This is a genomic window from Kitasatospora sp. NPDC058243, from assembly GCF_042882025.1.
Classification (GTDB): domain Bacteria; phylum Actinomycetota; class Actinomycetes; order Streptomycetales; family Streptomycetaceae; genus Kitasatospora.
Window position 1 is genome coordinate 3,985 of sequence record NZ_JBHVWW010000051.1, and the last position, 21,433, is coordinate 25,417.

At 76.9% G+C, this 21,433-nt stretch carries 3 protein-coding genes and 1 pseudogene; 1 reads left to right on the forward strand and 3 read right to left on the reverse strand.

What is annotated here, in order from left to right:
* Window positions 1-219 (forward strand): annotated as a pseudogene (locus tag ACFVX9_RS27710) (hypothetical protein); the annotation flags it as partial.
* Window positions 220-361: 142 nt separating this feature from the next.
* On the opposite strand, the gene ACFVX9_RS27715 reads toward ACFVX9_RS27710, so the two are convergent.
* The 3 genes from ACFVX9_RS27715 to ACFVX9_RS27725 form a co-directional block, all read right to left on the reverse strand.
* Window positions 362-874 (reverse strand): GNAT family N-acetyltransferase, encoded by a 513-nt coding sequence (locus ACFVX9_RS27715; RefSeq protein WP_380377005.1) that lies wholly within the window; start codon window positions 872-874, stop codon window positions 362-364.
* Between the two features lie 45 nt (window positions 875-919).
* On the reverse strand, window positions 920-1,123 hold the full coding sequence (locus tag ACFVX9_RS27720; RefSeq protein ID WP_063350451.1) for an MbtH family NRPS accessory protein: 204 nt from the start codon (window positions 1,121-1,123) through the stop codon (window positions 920-922).
* 92 nt (window positions 1,124-1,215) lie between these two features.
* Window positions 1,216-21,432, reverse strand: coding sequence for a non-ribosomal peptide synthase/polyketide synthase (locus tag ACFVX9_RS27725; RefSeq protein WP_387984100.1), 20,217 nt, complete (start codon window positions 21,430-21,432; stop codon window positions 1,216-1,218).
* Between the last annotated feature and the right edge of the window lies 1 nt (window position 21,433).

The following is a 21,433-nucleotide window of genomic DNA, read 5'->3' on the forward strand; positions in this document are numbered from 1 at the left end:
TCCAACACGCCCGCAGACTCCCGGCTCCTCCCCACCGGTGGCCGGGCGCCGGCGCCGCTGTGGACGCTGGGCTCGCTGCGACGCGGCAACCTGCTGGAGACGACCGCCATCCCGGAGATCCGCTGCCAGGCCGACGACCTCGCCCTGCTGCTGGGCCGCGGCGCGGTGGGGACGCCGAGCGGGCCGGGAGCGCCGAACGGAGCGGTACCGGCCCGCTGAGCGGGCACGCACGTCAGCGGCCCGTGGTGGGGAAGGAAGAAGCGCGGGAAGCGGTCGCACCCCGCCGGGGACGAGAGAGGCCGGCCAGGTGTCGGCGCGACCGGACGCGCCGCGGGCCGCGGTCATACCCGGCCGGGCCCGGTCAGGCCTGGCCGGTCGTCGAGAGCGCCACCACCTTCGTCACCGAGCCGTCGTCCCCGACGACGTCGCGCAGGTGCCGGAAGCCCAGCCGTCGGGACATCGCCAGGCTCGGGGCGTTCTCCGCGCCCACCATGCCGTAGACCTCCTTGAGGCCCAACTCGTCGGCGGCGTACCGGATCAGGCCGCGGACCACCTCGGTGCCCAGGCCCCGGCCCCAGAACTCCGGGGCGAGGGCGGTGACCAGCTCGTGGCCGTCGACGTTCCCGGTCTTCTTCACCTCGGCGTGGCCCGCGTACCTCCCGTCCAGCCACAGGCCCCACACGTCGAAGAGCTGCTGCGGGTACACGTCGGTCAGGATCGCGCGGAACAGCGCGCGGATCTGCGGCTCGGGCACCAGGTCCTGGCCCATCCAGCTGCACACGTCAGCGTTGCGGAGGAGGGAGACGAAGGCGTCCTCGTCCTCGGCCCGGTAGGGGATGAACTCCAGGTGTTCGGTGCGCAGCGAAGGGGTCACGGTCAGCTCCTCGGGGTTGTCGTGGGACGGAAGTACTGCGGCCGGTCAGGATCCGGCGTTCTCCATGCGCTCGCGCAGGCTCCGCGGCCGCATGTCGGTCCACACCTCGTCGACGTAGGCGGTGCACTCCGCCTCGGTGCCCTCCTGGCCGACGGGCTGCCAGCCGGCGGGCACGTCGAGGTCGACCGGCCAGAGGGAGTACTGCTCCTCGTCGTTGCGCAGCACCTGGTAGCGGGTGTTCTCGTCCATGTCGTGCTCCTTCGTCGTTGTCGGGTTTCCAGCGGTGGTCTTGCGGCGGTGGTCTTGCGGCGGTGGTCTTTTCAGCGGCGGCTGGGCGGCCGTCACCGTCCTCCCCGGGCGTGCCGGGCGATGTGCCGCAGCGCCACGGCGAACTCCTCGGCCGCCCGGCGCACGGTCGCCGTGTCGTGGAGGGCGGGGCGGTGGTGCCAGGTGAAGGCGAGGCGCCCGTGCTGCGCCGCGCCCACCACCTCCACCGGGTGCGAGCCGCCGTCGCGGGGGTCGTGGTCCTGCCCGAAGGAGCCGTGCTCGGCGCGGACCAGGCCGTCGCCGGCGGTCTCGGGCCGCGCGTCCCACTGGCCGAGGTAGTTGAAGACCACCTGGCCGTGCGCGCCGGCGGCGAGGCGCTCGCGGACCTCGGGCGGACCGAAGGTGCGCAGGGCGCCGAAGCCCAGCCCGTTGCCCGGCACGGCGCGCAGCTGGCGGCGGATCGACTTCACCAGGGCGCGCCAGTCGCGGTCCGGGCCGAGGTCCTCGGGGTCGGGGACGTGGAAGGTGACCGGGTGCATGGTGGTGAACCAGCCGACCGTGCGGGACAGGTCCACGCCCTCCACGACGTCCTCCCGGCCGTGCCCCTCCAGGTCCAGCCGGATCCGCTCGTGGCCGGTCCAGCGGGCCAGTGCCAGGGCGAGGGCGGTCAGCAGCACGTCGTTGACGCGGGTGCGGTAGGCCGCCGGGGCCGCGCGCAGCAGTGCCTCGGTGTCCTCCTCGTCCAGTTCGACGGTGACCGTCGCGGTCTCGGCGGCACCGGGCTCGGCGGCACCGGGGTCAGCGGCACCGGGCTCGGCGGCACCGGGGTCAGCGGCACCGGGCTCGGTGGGTCGGCCGGGCAGGGCCTCGGCGGCGCTCACCGCCTCGTCCCAGTAGGGCAGTTCGTGGTCCAGGCCGCCGTCGGCGACATGGGCGGCGAGCCGGAGCGCCCAGTCCCGGTAGGAGGTGCCGCGCTCCCCCAGCGTGATCTGCGTGCCCAGGACGGCCTGCCGGTAGGCGCTCTCCAGGTCGTCGCGCAGCAGGCGCCAGGAGACGGCGTCGACGACCAGGTGGTGGGCGACCAGCAGCAGGAGCGCCGGGCGGTCCGGGGCGCCGGTGAACAGGGCCGCCCGCAGCAGCGGGCCCCGGGCCAGGTCGAAGCCGCCGTGCAGTTCGTCGGCCGCCTTGGCCATGGCCGCGTCGGCGGCCTCGGCGCTCTGCCCGGTCAGGTCGTACCGGACGAGGACGTCCTCGGCGGGGGCCGGCGGCGGGTTGAACTGGTGCCAGCCCGTCTCGTCGTGGGTGAAGCGCAGGCGCAGGGCGTCGTGGTGTTCGAGCAGGGCGTCCAACGCGGCCCGCAGTGCCCGCGGATCGGGGTCGGCGCCGAGTTCGAGCAGGGTCGACTGGTTGAAGTGGTGGTGGGCGGCGCGCGGGGTGGTCAGGAACCACTCCTGGATGGGGGTGAGCGGCACGTCCCCGGTGACCGGGCCGTCGTCCTCGCGGTCGGGGGCGGTGCGCACCACGGTGGCCAGTTCGGCCACCGTCTGGTGGGTGAACAGCTCCCGGGTGGCGAGGTACAGGCCGTCCCGGCGCAGCCTGGACACCACCTGCATGCTGAGGATGGAGTCGCCGCCGAGCAGGAAGAAGTTGTCGTCGGCGCCGACCTCCTCGATGCCCAGGACGTCGGCCCAGATCCGGGCGATCCGGCGTTCGGTGTCGGTGCCCGGCTCCCGGCGCGGACCGGCCGCGGTCTGCGCGGGCCCGGGCTCGGGCAGGGCCCGGCGGTCGAGCTTGCCGTTCGGGGTGAGCGGCAGCCGTTCCAGCGGGACGAACACCGACGGGACGAGGTGCGGCGGCAGCAACCCGGCCAGGTGGGCGCGCAGTTCGGCGGCGGGCAGGCCCGCAGTGGCCCCGCCCTCGCCGTCGTCCTCCGGTACGGCACCGACCGCCGGGACGACGTAGGCGACCAGCCGGCCGGCTCCGGAGCCCGTACCGCTCCCGGGGGCGTCGGCGCGCACGGTGACGACGGCGTCGCGCACCAGGGGGCTGCGGCGCAGCGCGCTCTCGATCTCGCCCGGCTCGATCCGGAAGCCGCGCAGCTTGATCTGGGCGTCGACGCGGCCGGCGAAGCGCAGTTCGCCGTCGGCGTCCCGGTGCGCGAGGTCGCCGGTGCGGTACATCCGCTCGCCCGGCGCGCCGAAGGGGTCAGCGAGGAACCGCCCGGCCGTCAGCCCCGGGCGGCCGAGGTAGCCGCGGGCGAGGCCGGGGCCGGCCAGCCAGAGCTCTCCGGTCACACCGGGCGGCACCGGCCGCAGGGCGGCGTCCAGGACGTAGCTGCGGGCGGCGCCGCCGGGGCGGCCGATCGCGGGTGCGCCGGTGCCGGGCAACAGCGGGCCCGTCCAGGTGGCGACCACGGTGGCCTCGGTGGGGCCGTAGGCGTTGATCATCCGGCGGCCGGGGGCCCAGGTGTCGACCAGGTCAGCCGGGCAGGCCTCCGCCCCGACGACCAGGGTGCGCAGGGCGGGCAGCGCCGCGGCCGTCTCCGGGTCCACGGTGGCCAGGGCCGCCGGGGGGATCAGGGCGTGGGTGATGCGCCGTTCGGCCAGGACCTCGGCCAGCCGCTCGCCGACGAGCGGCCCCTCCTCCCCCGTGACCAGGGTGGCCCCGCTGAGCAGGGAGACGCACAGTTCCAGGACGGAGGCGTCGAAGCTGGGCGAGGCGAACTGGAGCACCCTGGCCCCGGGGCCGGCGGTGTACTGCTCGGCGGCGGCCGCCGCGAAGGCGGCGAGTCCGGCGTGGGTCACCAGGACGCCCTTGGGCGTGCCGGTCGATCCGGAGGTGTAGATGACGTAGGCCGGGTGTCCGGGGGTGAGCACGGCGGCGCGGTCGGCGTCGGTCGGCGCGGTGGCGCGGTCGGCACCGGTGGCGCGGTCGGCGTCGGTGGGCGGGGTCTGCGGCCCGTCGGCGGACCACACCTCGGCCGGGTCGTCGAGCACCAGGTGGGCGCCCGCGTCGCGCACCATGAACTCCCGCCTGGGCGCCGGGTAGTCCGGGTCCACCGGAAGGAAGGCGCCGCCGGCCTTGGCCACGGCGAGCTGGGCCACCACCGCCGCCGCCGAGCGGGGCAGGGCGAGGGCGACCAGCCGCTCCGGCCCCACGCCGCGCCGGATGAGCCGGTGGGCCAGCCGGTTGGCCGCCCGCTCCACCTCGGCGTAGCTCAGCTCGCGACCGCCGTCGAGCAGCGCCACCGCGTCGGGGTTGCGGGCGGCCTGGCGCTCGAAGAGTTCGGCCAGGGTCGCCTCGGGGACGGGCCGGAAGGTGCCGCGCGCCCGGTCGAGTTCGGCGGCCAGCTGGTCGCCGCCGGCCAGCGGCAGCGCGCCGATGGCGCGATCCGGGTCCTCGGCGACGGCGGTCAGCAGGGTGGCGAGCTGGCCGGCCATCCGCTCGGCCGTGGCCGGGTCGAACAGGTCGGTGTTGTAGGTGATCAGGCCGTGCAGCGCGCCGGAGTCGGCCTCCGCGAACTCCAGCGCGAGGTCGAAGGCCGCCTGCGTGGTGTCGGTCTCGACGTCGGTCACGTGCAGGCCCGGGAGGTCGAGGTCGGCGGCCGGGGTGTTCTGGAGGACGACCAGGGCCTGGAAGAGCGGGCTGCGGCTGGTGTCGCGCACCGGCTGCACCTCGTCGACCACGCGCTCGAAGGGCACGTCCTGGTGGGCGAAGGCGTCCCGGACGGTCTGCCGGACCTCTCCGAGGAAGTCGCCGAAGGGCTGCCCGGGTTCCACCCGCGAGCGCAGCACCAGGGTGTTGACGAAGAAGCCGACGAGGCGCTGGGTCTCCGCCTGCTCGCGGCCGGAGGTGACGGTGCCGACGGCGATGTCCTGGTCGCCGCCGAGCCGGGCGAGGTAGGCCTGCGCGGCGGCGACCAGGGTGGTGAACAGGGTGGCGCCGCGCTCCCGGCCGACCCGGGCCAGTCGGCGGGCCGTGTCGGCGGGCAGTTCCAGGCGGGCGGTGGCCCCGTTGGTGGTGCGCACGGCGGGCCGGGGCCGGTCGGTGGGCAGGCGCAGCGTCGAGACGTCGGCCAACTGCTCCTTCCAGTAGGCGAGTTGGTCGGCCCCGGCGGCGCCGACCGTGCGCTGCCAGTGCGCGTAGTCGGCGTACTGCACCGGCAGCGGCGCCAACCGGTCTTCCTCGGAGCCGAGTTCGGCGCGGTAGAGGTGGGCCAGATCGGTGAGCAGGACGGCGGTCGACCAGCCGTCGGTGACGATGTGGTGCAGGGTCAGGGCCAGCACGTGGTCGCCCTCGCCCAGCCGCACCAGGGCGGTGCGCAGCAGCGGTCCGCGGCGCAGGTCGAAGGGGCGGGCCCGCTCGGCGGCGAGCAGGCCGCGCAGGGCCTCCGCCCGCGGCTGCGACGGCAGGCCGGACAGGTCGTGCAGCGGCAGCGGCACGTCCTGCGGCGGGTGGACGAGCTGGACGCCGTGGCCGTCGACGCTGTCGAAGGTGGTGCGCAGCGACTCGTGCCGGGCCGCGAGGGCGCGCAGGGCCGCGCCGAGGGCGTCGGTGTCCAGGGCGCCGCGCAGGCGCAGCGCGAGCGCGGTGACGTACTCGGCGCCGCCGGGCGCGAACTCCTCCAGGAACCACAGGCGTTGCTGGGCGTACGACATCGGCGCGGCGCCGTCGCGGGCGACCGGGAGGACGGGCGGGCGCCCCTGGCCGCCCGGGCGGCCCTGCTCCTCGGTGAGCAGGCGGGCCAGGCCGGCCGGGGTGGGGTGGTCGAAGACGGCGCGGGGGGTGAGGTCGGCGCCGAAGGCCTCGGCCAGGCGGGCGGCGAGCCGGATGCTGAGGATGGAGTCGCCGCCCAGCTCGAAGAAGCCGTCCTCCACGCCGGGCGGCCGGATGCCCAGGACGTCGCCGAAGACCTCGGCGGTGCGGCGTTCGGCCTCGCTGCGCGGCTCGACCCGCGCGCGGTGTCCGCTCCCGTGCTCCTCGTCCGGCGCCGGGAGGGCCGCCCGGTCGACCTTGCCGTTGCGGCTCAGCGGGAGGGCGGCGAGCGGGACGAAGGCGGCGGGGACGAGGTAGTCGGGCAGCGCGCGGGCGGCGAAGGCCCGCAGTTCCTCGGGTTCGTCGCCCGCCGGGCCGACCAGGTAGGCCACCAGGCGCCGGGCGCCGGGCCGGTCCTCGCGGGTGACCACGGCGACGTCGGTGACCTGGGGGTGGCGGGCGAGCGCGGCCTCCACCTCGCCGGGTTCGACCCGGAAGCCGCGGATCTTCACCTGGTCGTCCGCGCGGCCCAGGAACTCGACGGTGCCGTCCGGGCGCCGCCTGGCCAGGTCGCCGGTGCGGTACATCCGGGCGCCGGGCGGTCCGGAGGGGTCGGCGAGGAAGCGGGCCGCGGTCTCGCCGGGCCGGCCCAGGTAGCCGCGGGCCACGCCCTCGCCGGCCACGTACAGCTCGCCCGCGCAGCCCGGCGGGACGGGCCGCAGGCGCCGGTCGAGGACGTGCACGCGGCGGTCGTCCAGGGGGTGGCCGATCGGCAGGGTGTCGGGCACCGCCGCCGCCTCCGCGACGGCGTGGGCGGTGGCGAAGGTCGTGGTCTCGGTGGGCCCGTAGCCGTCCACCACGGTCAGCCCGGGGCAGGCCGCCAGGACGCGGCGCACCGCGGCGGCGGGCACCACGTCCCCGCCGGTCCACAGCGTGCGCAGGCCCGCGAAGCAGTCCGGCGCGTCCTGGGCGAGCAGCCGGAAGAGCCCGGCGGTGAGCCACAGCGCCGTCGGCCCGTCCGGTCCGGCGAGCCGCCGCAACAGGGCGGCGTCCACCGGCCCGGCGGGGGCGACGAGCACGCAGCCGCCGCCCAGCAGCGGCGCCCAGACCTCGAAGGTGGCGGCGTCGAAGGCGACCGGCGAGTGCAGCAGCACCCGGGCGCAGCGGCCGTCGGCGAAGCGGCTGTCGGTGGCGAGCGAGGCCACGTCGCGGTGCCGTACCGCCACCGCCTTGGGCACCCCGGTGGAGCCCGAGGTGAACATCACGTACGCCAGCCGGTCGGGGTCGGCGGGCGGCAGGGCCGCCGCCACCGGCCCGGCCGCGCCGGTGCGCGCGGCGGCGACCTGCTCGGCGGCTACCTGCTCGGCGGTGAGCCGCAGGGCGGCGCCGACCTGGTCGAGCAGCGCGCGGCGGCGCTCCTCGGGGGCCCGGAGGTCGACGGGCAGGTAGGCGCCGCCCGCCTTGAGAACGGCCAGCTGGGCGACGACGAGTTCGGCGGAGCGGTCCATCAGCAGCGCCACCCGGCCTTCGGGGGCCAGGCCGTCGGCCAGCAGCCGGGCCGCCAGGCGGTCGGACCAGTCGTCGAGCTGGCGGTAGGTCAGTTCGCGGTCGCCGTCGCGCACGGCGGGCGCGCCCGGGGTGCGCCTGGCCTGCTCGGCGAAGACCTGGAGCGGGCTGCGCGGCGCCGCCGGGCGGGCGGTGCCGTGCCAGGAGGCCAGCTGCTCCCGGTCGGCGGGGGTGAGCTGGTCCAGCTCGGCGAGGTCGCCGTCGAGGCCGTCGGCGAGGGCGGTGAGCAGCAGGACCAGGCGGTCGGCCGCGCCGTGGGCCGTCCGGTGGTCGAAGAGCGCGGGGTCGTAGGCCAGGTCGAAGCCGAGCCGCTCGGCCAGGTGGGCGCGCAGGCACCAGGGGAAGGTGGTGGCGTCGTCGGCGCGCACCTCGACCACCCGCACCCCGGTCCGGTCGGCGGCCGACTCGTCGACGGGGTAGTTCTCGAAGACCGCCATGCTGTCGAACAGCGGCTCCCCGGCGGGCAGGTCGCTCAGGGCCTGGACGCGCGGCAGGGCCAGGTGGTCGAAGCGGCGGCCGTCGCTCTGGCGTTCCTGGAGCTCCCGCAGCCAGGGCAGCACGCCGCCCGAGGGGATCGGGACCCTGGTCGGCACGGTGTTGATGAACAGGCCGATCATCGACTCGACGCCGGGCAGTTCGGCCGGGCGCCCGGACACGGTGGTGCCGAAGACCACGTCGTCGCCGCCGCTGTAGCGGGCCAGCAGCAGCGCCCAGGCGCCCTCCACCACGGTGTTGACGGTCAGTCCGGCAGCGGCGGCGTTCTCGCGCAGCCGGCGGGAGAGCGTCTCGTCCAGTTCGCGGTGGGCGGCGGCGCTGGAGCGGGCGCGGTGGGCCCGGGTCGGCGGGCGGTCGTACGGCAGCGGGGTCCGGCCGGTGAATCCGGCCAGCAGGCCGCGCCAGTGGGCCTCGGCCGCCGCCTCGTCCTGGTCGTGCAGCCAGCCCAGGAAGTCGGCGAACGGCCGTCGGACCGGCCGGGGCGCCTGCGGGCCGCCGGTCAGCGCGGCGTACTCCTCGCACACCTCGGTGAGCAGCTGCCCGGTGCTCCAGCCGTCCAGGATCAGGTGGTGGGTGGACCACAGCAGCAGGACCTCGTCGCCGGGCAGCGCGGCCAGGGTCAGCCGGGTGAGCGGCGCGGTGGCGAGGTCCATCCCGGCGGCGCGCTCCTCGGCGAGCAGCCGCTCCGTCCGGTCGGCGCGCTGCCCGGGCGTCAGGCCGCGCCAGTCGAGGTGGCGGACGGGCAGTGCGGCGTGCCGCGCGACCACCTGGACGGGGTGCGGCAGGCCGCGCCAGTGAACGCTGGAACGCAGTGCCGGGGTGCGGTCGGCGACCTGCTGCCAGGCCTCGGCGAAGGCCCGCGGGTCGGCGACGCCGGCCAGGCGCACCGCGATCCGGTCGACGTAGGCGCCGTCGGCGTCGACGAGCCCGTGGAAGAGCATGCCGGACTGCAGCGGCGTCAGCGGCAGCACGTCGTCGGTCTCGCGCCCGTCGCCGACGAGCTGGTCCAGCCGGTCCTGGTCGAGGCCGGCGAGCGGGAAGTCCGACGGGGTGCGGCCGCCGGCGTCCGGGCGGGCGCAGTGCGCGGCCAGCTCGTGCAGCGCGGCGCCCATCTCCTCGGCGAGCCCGCGGACGGTCGCCTCGTCGTAGACGGCGGCGGGGTAGGTCCACGCCAGTTCGAGGCGGCCGTCCTGGACCGCGCCGATGATGTCCAGCAGGTAGGGGCGGGGCTCGTCGGGGTCGGTGTCGCGACCGGCCGGGGGCAGCGCGCCGCGGACCAGGCCGTCGGCGCCGCCGCGGGTGTCCCACTGGCCGTGGTAGTTGAAGCCGATCTGCGGCGCCGCCGCGCCGGTCAGCGGGCCGCCGGGCCGCAGGTGGCGCAGCGCGCCGTGGCTGAGTCCGCGCAGCGGGACGGCGCGCAGCTGCTCCTTGACCGAGCGCAGGGTGTCGTGCCACCCGGCGTCGGGGTCGACGCGCAGGGCGAGCGGGAACTCGGCGGTGAACCAGCCCACCGTCCGGGAGAGGTCCAGGTCCTCGAAGAGGTCCTCGCGGCCGTGCCCCTCCACCCCGACCAGCACGGTGTCCCGGCCGCACCAGCGGGCCAGGGTGCGGCCCAGGGCGCTGAGCAGGACGTCGTTGACCTGAGTGCGGTAGACCTCGGGGACGCGGCGCAGCAGCGCCTCGGTGGTCCGCTCGTCCAGCGTCACCTGGACGGTGGCGGCGGTGGCGTGGGTGTTGGGGGCGTGGGTGTTGGGGGCGTGGGTGTTGGGGGCGGGGGTGTTGGGGGCGTGGGTGTTGGGGGCGTCGGTGTCAGGGGCGGGGCGGCCGGCGGGCAGGTCGGCCGGGGCCGCGCAGGTGCGCGTCCAGTGGCCGAGGTCGCCGTCCAGGGCGCCGGCGCGGGTGTGCCGCTCCAGCCGGGTGGCCCAGCGGCCGTAGGACGTGCCGGTCGGCGGCAGGGCGACGGGGGCTCCGGCGCGGGCCGTGCGGTACGCCGCTTCGAGGTCGGCCAGCAGGATGCGCCAGGAGACGCCGTCCACGGCCAGGTGGTGGACGGTGAGGACGAGTTGGCCCGGCTGCCGGGGGCCGGGGTCGAAGAACAGGGCGCGCAGCACCCGGCCCTCGACGGGGTCGAGGGAGCGCTGGGCCTCGTCGGTGGCGCGCTGGACCTGCGCCTCCACGTCATGGCCGGTGAGGTCCGGGTGGCTGACGTCGTGCCGGGTGAAGACGCCGTCCGCCCCCTGGGGAAGCACCTCCTGGCGCCAGCCGGCCTCGGTGCGGTGGAAGCGGGTGCGCAGGGCCGCGTGGTGCTCCACCAGGGCCAGCACCGCCCGGCGCAGGGCCGCCGGATCGGTGCCGGGGGCCAGTTCCAGGCGCTGGGTCATGGTGAAACGCAGGGTGTCGCCGGGGCGGCGGCCGTCGAGGTACCAGTGCTGGATCGGGGTGAGCGGCGCCTCGCCGGGCTCGGCTTCGCCGACTATCTGATGCTCTGCCAAATCTCCTGCGCACAGCGTGAGTTCGGCGATGTTCTGGTGTCGGAAGACGTCCTTGGTGGTGAGGGCGAGCCCGGCGGCGCGGGCGCGGGAGACGATCTGGATGCTGAGGATGGAGTCGCCGCCGAGCGCGAAGAAGTTGTCCCGGGTGCCGACGCGCTCCACGCCCAGCACCTCGGCCCAGATCGCGGCGAGCCGTTCCTCGACACCGGGCCGCGGCGCGACGTACGGGGTGGTGCGGTCGGGCTGGGCAGGCGGCGCGGGCAGCGCGCGCCGGTCGGTCTTGCCGCCGGTGGTCCGGGGTATTCGGGCCAGCGGGACGAACGCGGCGGGCACCAGGTGGTCGGGCAGCGCCCGCCGCAGCCAGGTCCGCAGTTCCTCGGCGGTCGGCACGCGGCGGCCGGCGGGCACCGGGTAGCCGACGAGCACCGTACGGCCGGCGTGCTCGCGTGCGGCGACCGCGCAGTCGGCGACGTCCGGGTGGGCGAGCAGGGCGGCCTCCACCTCCCCGGGCTCGATCCGGAACCCGCGGACCTTGACCTGTTCGTCGGCGCGGCCCCGGAACTCCAGTTGCCCGTTCGCGTCCCAGCGGGCCAGGTCGCCGGTGCGGTACATCCGGGCCCCGGGCGGGCCGTAGGGGTCGGCGAGGAAGCGGGCGGCCGTCAGTCCGGGCCGGTTCAGGTAGCCGCGGGCGACCTGGTCCCCCGCCAGGTACAGCTCCCCCGGCATGCCGGGCGGCACCGGCCGCAGGGCGCCGTCGAGCAGGTAGGCGCCCAGGTTGCGGCCGGGGCGGCCGATGACGGGGCGCTCGGGGTGGTCCGCGCACCGGGCGTAGGCGGCGTCGACGGTGCACTCGGTGGGCCCGTACATGTTGTAGGCGGTGACGCCGAGGTCCGCGTGCGCCGCGCACAGCTCCCGCCAGGTGGCGGCGGGGACGGCCTCGCCGCCGACCAGCAGCAGGCGCGGGTGGTGCGGGCCGGGGGCGAGCAGTCCGGCGGCGGTGAGTTCGCGCAGGAAGGAGGGGGTGACGTTGACCAGGTCCAGGCGGCGGTCGACGACCTGGGCGCAGAACGCCTGCGGGTCCAGCCGGACGTCCTCGTCGATCAGGTGGAGCTCCTGGCCCAGTGCGAGCAGCAGCGGGCCCTCCCAGCTGGTGTCGAAGGAGAAGGAGGCGCTGAGCGCGGCCCGCAGCCGCGTCCCGTCGGCGGTGTGCGGCGCGACCAGGCCTTCCTGGTGGTCCCGGCAGAGGTTGACCAGCTGGCGGTGTTCGACGACGACGCCCTTGGGGCGGCCGGTCGAGCCGGAGGTGTGGACGAGGTAGGCGGCGTGCTGCGGCAGCAGGGGGGCGGTCCGCTCGGTGTCGGTCAGGTCGTGGGCGGGCAGCGCCGCCCACGGCACCTCGCGCAGGGCCTGCCCGGTCAGCACCACCCGGGGCCGGGTGTCGTCGAGGAGGAGGGCGGCCCGCTCCTCGGGCAGGTCCGGGTCGACGAAGAGCAGGGCGGCGCCCGCCTTGAGCACCGCGAACAGCGCCACCAGCAGGTCCGAGGTGCGCGGCAGCCGGACCGCGACCACCTGTTCCGGGCCGGCGCCGAGGGCGGCGAGGTGGCGGGCGAGCCGGTTGGCCCGCGCGTTGAGGGCGGCGAAGTCGAGGGTGGCGTCCCGGGCGACCAGGGCGGTGGCGTCCGGGGTGCGGGCGGCCTGCGCCTCGAACAGGGCGGGGAAGGTGGTGTCCGGCGCGGGCAGCGGCGCGCCCCGCCCCTGCCGCAGCACCCGGCGGCGTTCGTCGGCCGTCATCAGCGGCAGCGCCCCGACGGCCGTCTCCGGCGCCTCGGCCACGGCCTCCAGCAGGGTGCCCAGCCGGCCGGCCAGCTGCTCGGCGGTCCTCGCGTCGAACAGCCCGGTGTTGTACTCCAGGTAGCCGGTCAGGCCGCCGTCGCGCTCGACGAAGTCGAAGGAGAGGTCGAAGGTGGCGCCGTGGACGGGCGGGGTGACCGGCTCCACCGTCAGGCCCGGCAGGTCCGGCACCTCGGCGCCGAGGTTGTGCAGGGCCACCATGACCTGGAAGAGCGGGGTGCGGCTGGTGTCGCGCTCCGGCTGGAGGGCGTCCACCAGCCGTTCGAAGGGCACCTCCTGGTGGGCGAGCGCCTCCAGGACGGTGCCGTGGGCGGCGGCCAGCAGTTCGCGGAACGACAGCTCCGGCCGGACGGCGCCGCGCAGCACCAGGGTGTTGACGAACATGCCGACCACGTCGTGGAGTTCGCCCTGCTCGCGGCCCGAGGTGACGGTGCCGACCGCGATGTCCTGCTGCCCGGACCAGCGGGCGAGCAGGACCTGGCAGGCCGCCAGGAGGGTGGTGTAGAGGGTGCCGTCGGCCTCCCGGCCCCGTTCGCGCAGCCGCGCGGTCAGCCCGGCGGGCAGGGTGAAGGCGACCAGCGCGCCGTCCCGGGTGCGCACGGCCGGGCGCGGCCGGTCGGTGGGCAGCTCCAGCGGGGTCAGGCCGTCCAGGGCCCGGCGCCAGTGGGCGAGGTCCGCCTCGGCGAGGTCGGTGCGCGCGCGCTGCCAGGCCGCGTAGTCGGTGTAGCGCACGGGCAGCGCGGGCAGCCGTGGCGGGCGCCCCTCGCGGGCCGCCGCGTACAGCTCGCCCAGGTCGCGGCCCAGGACGCCCATCGACCAGCCGTCGGTGGCGATGTGGTGCACGGCCAGCACGAGCACGTGCTCGTCCGCGGCCGTCCGGACCAACCGGGCGCGCAGCAGGGGCCCGGCGGCCAGGTCGAACGGGGTGGCGGCGATCCGCTCCAGCAGCGCGTCCAGGGCCGCCGGGGGCGCCCCGGCGAGGTCCTCGCACGGCAGCTCGACCGGCTGCGGCGGGCGCACCACCTGCCGGGCGCGGCCGTCCCGCTCGGCGAAGGTGGTCCGCAGCGCCTCGTGCCGGGCGACCAGGGCGTCCAGGGCGGTGCCCAGCGCGGCCCGGTCGAGCGCTCCGCGCAGGCGCAGCACGGACAGCGAGGTGTACTCGGTGCTGCCCGGCTCGAACCGGTCGAGGAACCAGAGCCGCTGCTGGGCGTACGACAGCGGCGGCTCGGCCGCCGGGTCCGCGGCCGGGATGACGGTTCGTCCAGGGGACGCCCCGCCCGGCTCGCCGAGCGAGCCGAGGGAGCCGAGGGAGCCGGGCGAGCCGAGGGCCTCGGCCAGGTCCGCCAGCACCGGGTGGGTGAACAGCAGCCGGGGCGAGAGCTCCGCCGACCCGAAGGCCGCGCGCAGCCGGGCGGTGACCCGGACGGCGAGGATGGAGTCGCCGCCCAGGGCGAAGAAGTCGTCCTCGGCGCCGATCTCCCCGGTGTCCAGGACCTCCGTCCAGGCCGCGGCGACCAGCCGCTCGGCACGAGTGCGGGGCGCGGTGCGCTGCCGGCCGGCGGCGAAGCCCGCCGGGCCGGGCACGGGCAGCGCGCGCCGGTCGAGCTTGCCGTTGGGGGTGAGCGGCAGGGCCGCCAGCGGGACGTACGCGGCGGGCACCAGGTAGGCGGGCAGCAGCCGTTCGAGGTGGGCGCGCAGGTCGGCGGCGGCCGGGGGGTGGGCCGCGCCCGGACCGGCGACGACGTGGGCGACCAGCCGGCGGGTGCCGGAGGCGTCCTGGTACACGCCCACGGTGGCGGCGCCCACGCCCGGGTGGGTCTGGAGGGCGGCCTCGATCTCGCCGGGTTCGATCCGGTAGCCGCGGATCTTGACCTGCTGGTCGGCGCGGCCCAGGTAGCGCAGGGTGCCGTCGGCCTGTCGGCCGGCCCGGTCGCCGGTGCGGTACATCCGGGTGCCCGGGGCGCCGAAGGGGTCGGCGAGGAAGCGGGTGGCGGTCAGGCCGGGCCGGTTGAGGTAGCCGCGGGCCAGGCCCTCCCCCGCCACGTACAGCTCGCCCACGGCGCCCGGGGGCACCGGGGCCAGGTCGGCGTCGAGGACGTACAGCCGCAGGTCCGGGAGGCCGGTGCCGATCGGTGCGGGGCCGCCGGCGGCGGCGGTCGCGCGCTCCAGCGGGGCGTGGGTGACGTGCACGGTCGTCTCGGTGATGCCGTACATGTTCACCAGGCGCGGCGCGTCCTGCGGGTGGCGGTCGTACCAGTCGGCGAGGCGGCCGGCGTCCAGCGCCTCGCCGCCGAAGACCACCGTGCGCAGCGCCAGCCGGCGGGAGAGCTCGGGGTGTTCGGCGTCGGCGCGGGCCAGCGGGTGGAAGGCGGACGGGGTCTGGTTGAGGACGGTGACGCCTTCGTCCACGAGCAGCCGCAGGAAGTCCTCCGGGGAGCGGGCGGTGTCCTCGGGCACGACGACGAGCCGGCCGCCGTGCAGCAGCGGGCCCCACAGCTCCCAGACCGAGAAGTCGAAGGTGTAGGAGTGGAACAGCGTCCAGACGTCCTCGGCGCCGAAGCCGAACACGCCGCTGGTCTGCTCGAACAGCCGCACCACGTTGGCGTGCGGCACCACGACGCCCTTGGGGCGGCCGGTGGAGCCGGAGGTGAAGATGGCGTAGGCGGGGCTGTCGGGCAGCGGGCGGTGCCGGGCGGCGAGCGGGGCGGCCGGGCCCCGGGCCAGGTCGGCGCGCAGTTGCGGGTCGGCGAGGGAGAGGACGGGCACCCCGTGCTCGAAGCTCTCGGGCGGCCCGCCGGGTCCGTGGGTCACCAGGGCCACCGGGGCGGCGTCGCCCAGCAGTTGGGCGCGGCGCTCGGCGGGCAGGCCCGGGTCGAGCGGCAGGTAGGCCGCGCCCGTCTTGAGGACGGCGAGGACGGCCACGACCAGGTCGGCCGTACGGGGCAGCGCGAGGGCCACGAACCGCTCGGGCCCGGCGCCGAGTCCGGCCAGCCGGTGGGCGAGCCGGCCGGCCCGCGCGTCCAGGGCGGCGTAGTCGAGGTGCTCGTCGCCGCAGGTGACGGCCTCGGCGTGCGGGGTGCGGGCGGCCTGCGCCTCGAAGAGGTCGACCAGGGTCCGGTCGGGGCGGCCCTTCACGGTGCCGTCCCACTCGGTCAGCAGCCGCCGCTCCTGCGCGGTCGTCCACTCCAGGGCGCGCAGCGGCCGGTCCAGTCCGGCGGCCAGGTCGGTGAGCAGCAGGCAGAGCCGCTCGGCGAGGGTGCGGACCGTCGCGGCGTCGAACAGCTCCGGGTCGTAGGCGAGGTCGAAGCCGAAGTGCCCGCCCTGGTAGGCGCGCAGGACGAGCGGGTAGTTGGTGGCGTCCCGGGAGGTGACCTCCACCAGGCGCACTCCGCTGCCGGCCGTGCGGGCGTCGTCGAAGGGGTAGTTCTCGAAGGCGACGATGCTGTCGAACAGCGTGCCGCCGGACGGCACGCCGCTGAAGGCGGTGAGTTCGGCGAGGGAGACCGCGGCGTGGCGCCGGGCCTCGGCCTGGGCCTCCTGGAGCTCGCGCAGCCAGTCGGCGGCGGTGCGGCCGCCGTCGACCAGGACCCTGGTGGGCAGGGTGTTGATGAACATGCCGATCATCGACTCGACTCCGGGCAGTTCGTCGGGGCGTCCGGAGACGGTCGTCCCGAACAGCACGTCCGGCTCGCCGCTGTACCGGGAGAGCAGCAGGGCCCAGGCGCCCTGCACCACGGTGCCGAGGGTGAGCCCGGCCTGCCGGGCGGTGCGGGCCAGCCGCTCGGAGGCCTCCGGCGACAGGCCGGCGGTGTGCGCGAGCGCCGAGCGGGCCCGGTGGGCCTCGCGCCGGGCGCGGTCGGCGGGCAGCGGGGTGGCGGTGGCGAAGCCGTCCAGGACGCCCCGCCAGTGCGCGCGGGCGGCCGCGGCGTCCTGACCGGCCAGCCAGTGCACGTAGTCGGCGAAGGGCCGGCGCACCGCCGGTGCCGGCACGCCCCCGGTGGTGAGGGCCGCGTACTCCTCGAACACGTCGGTGAGCACCTGGGCCAGGCTCCAGCCGTCCAGGATCAGGTGGTGGGAGGTCCACAGCAGGTGCAGGCGGGCCTCGGGCAGCCGGACCAGGGTGAGCCGGGTGAGCGGCGCCGTGGCGAGGTCCAGCCCGTGGGCGAGGTCGTCCGCGCGCAGCCGGGCCAGCCGGTCGGCGCGCTCGGCCGGGTCGACCGCCCGCAGGTCCAGGTGGGTCACCGGCAGGCGGACGCCGCGGCGCACGACCTGGAGGGGGGCGGGGACGCCCTCCCACACCACCGAGGTGCGCAGCGCGGGCGTGCGGTCGGCGACCCGCTGCCAGGCCAGGGCGAAGGCCTGCGGGTCGCCGACGCCCTCCAGCAGCAGGCCGGCCTGGTCCACGTAGATGTCGTCGGGGCCGCCGACCAGGCGGTGGAAGAGCATGCCCTCCTGGAGCGGGGTGAGTGGCAGCAGGTCCTCGACGTGCCGCCCGGCTCCGGCGATCCGGTCCACCCCGGCCTGGTCCAGTCCGGCCAGCGGGTAGTCGGAGGGGGTGCGGCCGCCGGCGTCGGGGCGGGCGCAGTGCTCGACGATGCCGGTCAGTGCCGCGGCCGTGGCCTGCGCCAGTGCGCGGACGGTGGCCGTCTCGTGCGCCTGGTCGCTGTAGTGCCAGGTGAGCTCCAGCTCGCCGTCGGCGACGACGGCGGAGACGTCGAGCAGGTGGTCCAGGGGCTCGTCGGCGGCGAGCTCCCGGCCCGGCGCCTGGCCGGCGGGCGCGAAGTCGCCGGTCCCGGTGGCGGTCCACTGCCCGTGGTAGGTGAAGCAGACCTGTGGCAGTGGACGGCCCTTCAGGGCGCCGGCGGCGGGCGGGCCGAGCCGGGCCAGGGCCTCGTAGCTGAGGCCCCGGCGGGGTACGGCGCGCAGCTGCTCCTTGACCTGCTTGAGGGTGGCGGCCCAGTCGGGGGCGCCGGCCGGGCCGGCCGGGGCGAGGGTGACGGGGTACTGGGTGGTGAACCAGCCGACCGTCCGGGAGAGGTCGACGCCGTCGACGAGCTCCTCGCGGCCGTGGCCCTCCAGGGCGATGGTCACCCGCTCGGTGCCCGTCCAGTCGGCGAGGGCCCGGCCCAGCGCGCTGAGCAGCACGTCGTTGACCTGGGTCCGGTAGGCCTCGGGGACGCTGCGCAGCAGGGCCTCGGTGGTGGCGCGGTCGAGGCGGGTGCGCAGGGTGCGCACGGAGCCGGCCGTGGGCGTGCCGGGGTGGTCGACGGGCAGCGGGGCGGCCGGGGCCCTGGTCTCGGCGCTCCAGTAGGGCAGGTCGTCGTCGAGGCCTCCGGCCCGGACCAGTTCGGCGAGGTGGTGGGCCCAGTCGGTGAACGGGGTGGGCTCGGGCTCCAGGTGCGGGGCGTCCCCGGCCGCCGCCTGCCGGTAGGCCTGTTCCAGGTCGGCGAGCAGCACCCGCCAGGAGACGCCGTCGACGGCCAGGTGGTGAGCGGTCAGGACGAGTTGGGGCCGGGCGTCGCCGCAGGGCCGGAACAGGACGGCGCGCAGCAGGGTGCCGGTGGCCGGGTCCAGGGCGGCGCGGGCGGCCTCGGCGGCCTCGACCCGAGCGGCCTCAAGGGCGGCCACGGGGGCGGCGCCCGGGGCGGGCGGGTCGAGTCTGGCCAGCAGCCCGGTGCCCGGGTCCGCGACCGGCTCCTGGCGCCAGGTGCCCCCGGCGCGGGTGAAGCGGGTGCGCAGCGCCGGGTGGGCGGCCAGGACCGCCCGCAGCGCCTGGTCCAGGGCCGGCTCGTCGAGGTCGCGCGGCAGGTCGAGCAGCATCGACATGGTGAAGTGGCGCAGCGGGCCGTGGGCGGCGAAGAACCACTCCTGGACCGGGGTGAGCGGGGCCGGTCCGTCCGCGCGGCGCGGCCGGGTGACGGGGGCGGCGGCCGGGCGGGCGGCGGCGACCAGGTCGGCGACGGTCTGGTGGCGGAAGACGTCCTGGGAGCCGATCCGCAGGCCGGCGGCGCGGGCGCGGGAGACGGCCTGGATGCTCAGGATCGAGTCGCCGCCGAGCTCGAAGAAGTTGTCGGTGACGCCGACCCGCGCCACGCCCAGCACCTCGGCCCAGATCCCGGCGAGGGTCTCCTCCTCGGGGGTGCGCGGGGCGACGAACTCCCCTTCCCGTCCTTCGCCTTCGGGGTCGGGGGCAGGCAGTGCGCGGCGGTCCAGCTTCCCGCTGGTGGTGAGCGGCAGGGTGTCGAGCGCGGTGAACGAGGACGGCACCAGGTGGTCCGGCAGCACCCGCCGCAGGGCGGCGCGAAGGTCGGCGGACGGGCGGGCCGCGCCGTCGGCGAAGACCAGGTAGGCCGCCAGCCGGGTGTGGCCGCGCGCGTCGGGCACGGCGGCGACGGCGGCCGCGGCGACCTGCGGCAGGTCGAGCAGCGCCGCCTCGATCTCGCCGGGTTCGATCCGGTGGCCGCGCACCTTGACCTGGTCGTCGGCGCGCCCGAGGTACTCCAGGCTTCCGTCGGCCGTCCAGCGGGCCAGGTCGCCGGTGCGGTACATCCGGGCGCCGGGCGGCCCGTACGGGTCGGCGGTGAAGCGGGCGGCGGTCAGCCCCGGGCGGCCGGCGTAGCCGCGGGCGACCTGGGCGCCGGCGAGGTGGAGTTCGCCGCTCACCCCGGGCGGCACCGGCTGGAGCCGGTCGTCGAGGACGTAGGCGCGCAGGTTGGGCAGCGGGCGGCCCACCAAGGGCCGGTCACCGCCCGCGATGCGGCAGGCGAGCGCGTCGACGGTGCACTCGGTGGGGCCGTAGTAGTTGTAGGCGGCGACGTCCGGGTGCCCGGCGAGTTCGCGCCAGAGCCGGGGCCCGACGGCCTCGCCGCCGAGCATCAGCACCCGGGGGCGGTGGCGCGGGTCGTCGAGCAGCCCGGCGGGCAGCAGTTGGCGCAGGTAGGAGGGCGTCAGGTCGAGGAAGTCGACGCGGTGGCGCACGACGTACTCGACCAGGGCGGCCGGGTCCATCCGGGTCGTCTCGTCGACCAGGTGCAGCGGGTGGCCGTCGGCCATCAGCAGCACGCCCTCCAGGGAGGTGTCGAAGGAGAACGAGGCGGTCAGCGCCACGCGCAGCGGCCCGCCGCCCGCGTCGGCGACGAAGCCGGCCCGGTGGGCGGCGAGCAGGTTGACCACCGCGCGGTGCGGGACGGCGACGCCCTTGGGGCGGCCGGTGGAGCCGGAGGTGTAGAGCACGTACGCGGTGTTGGCGGGGTGCAGCGGGGCGGTCCGGTCGGCGTCGCCGGGGTCGGTGTCCGGGCCGGTGTCGGGCAGCTCCCGGAGCGCCTGCTCGTCCAGGACCAGGGCGGGGCGGGCGTCGTCGAGCAGGTAACGCTGGCGCTCGGCCGGCAGGGCCGGGTCCAGGGGCAGGTAGCCGGCGCCGGCCTTCCAGACGGCGAGGATCGCCACGATCATGTCGGCGGTGCGCGGCAGCCGCAGCGCGACCAGCCGTTCGGGGCCGGCCCCGCGGGCGATGAGCTGGTGGGCGAGCCGGTTGGCGCGGGTGTTGAGGGTCGCGTAGTCGAGCTGCTCGGCTCCGGCGACCAGGGCCGGGGCGTGCGGGGTCAGGGCGGCCCTGCGCTCGAACAGCTCGGGGTAGCCGGTGTCCTCGACGGGGAGCGCGGTGGCGTTCCAGTCCCGGGTGACCTGCCGGGTCTCCCGGGGCGAGAGCAGCGGCAGGGTGCCGAGCGGGCGGTCGGGTTCGGCGGCGGCGCCGGCCAGCAGCAGCAGGAGCTGGTCGGCCATCCGGCGGGCGGTGGGCGCGTCGAAGAGGTCGGCGCGGTACTCCAGCAGGCCGGTGAGCGCCTCGCCGTCCGGGACGAACTCGACGCTGAGGTCGAAGGTGGCGGCCTGCCGGGGCACGGCGACCGGGACGGCTGCCGGCCCGTGCGGGGTGGTGGCCTCGGGCGGCGCGGGGTGCAGCAGGACCAGCACGTCGAACAGCGGGTTGCGGCCCGCCTGGCGGGGCGCGCCGACCGCCTCGACGAGCCGTTCGAAGGGCGTGTCGCCGTGCGCGAGCGCGTCGTTGCCGGTCTCGGTGGCGGCCGCGAGCAGGTCGCGGAAGGATCCGGCGGGCTCCACCCGGGTGCGCAGGACGACGGTGTTGACGAAGCAGCCGACGACCCGTTCCAGCTCGGTGCGGGAGCGCCCGGGCGTCAGGGAGCCGACGGTGACGTCCTGCTGGCCGGACCAGCGGGCCAGCAGCGCCTGGGTGGCGGCGACCAGGGCGGTGTGCAGGGTGCCGTGCCGCTCGGCCGCGAGCTCGCGCAGCCGGGCGGTGAGCGGCGCGGGGACGGTGAAGGCGTGGACGGCGCCGGGGCCGGCCTCCTCGCCGCGCCGCGGGTGGTCCAGCGGCAGCTCCGGCGGCGCCGCACCGGCCAGTTTCGCCTTCCAGTGGGCCAGTTGGCCTTCCAGCCGGGCGCCGGAGAGCTGTTCGCGCTGCCACACCGCGAAGTCCGGGTACTGGACGGCCACCGGGGGCAGGTCCGGGGCGGCGCCGCGGGCCAGGGCCTCGTAGCCGGTGCACAGCTCGTCCAGGACGACGCCCATCGACCAGCCGTCGGTGACGATGTGGTGCGCCGTCACTTGCAGGACGTGCGAGCGGTCCGACTCGCGCACCAGCAGGGCGCGCAGCAGCGGACCCTGCCGGAGGTCGAAGGGGCGGGAGTACTCCTGGAGCAGGATCGCGTCGAGGCTCTCCCCGTCGGCCGGCTCCCGGACGGGCAGCGGCACCGGACCGGCCGGCCGCACGGTCTGCACCGGGCGGCCGTCGGCCTCGTCGAAGGTGGTCCGCAGCCCCTCGTGGCGGGCCACGACGGCGGCCAGCGCCCCGGCGAGCGCCGCGCGGTCCAGCGGGCCGGTGAACCGTACGGCGACCGCGCTGTTGTAGCGGGGGTCGCCGGGGCGCAGCCGGTCCAGGAACCACAGGCGCTGCTGGACGAAGGAGGGCGGCAGCGGTCGGCTGCGGTCGGCGTGCGGGATGGACCGGTCGGCGGCGGCCCGGGCGCCGCCGGAGCGCCCGGCCAGCCGCAGGCGCAGCGCTTCGCGCAGGTCGGCGGGCAGGGCCTCGGCGCGGTCTCGCTTCGAAGGCGTCATG

Excerpts from the sequence above, each read along its gene's own strand:
- ACFVX9_RS27720 (WP_063350451.1), bottom strand. The coding sequence starts at position 1,123 with ATGGACGAGAACACCCGCTACCAGGTGCTGCGCAACGACGAGGAGCAG.
- ACFVX9_RS27725 (WP_387984100.1), bottom strand. The coding sequence starts at position 21,432 with ATGACGCCTTCGAAGCGAGACCGCGCCGAGGCCCTGCCCGCCGACCTG.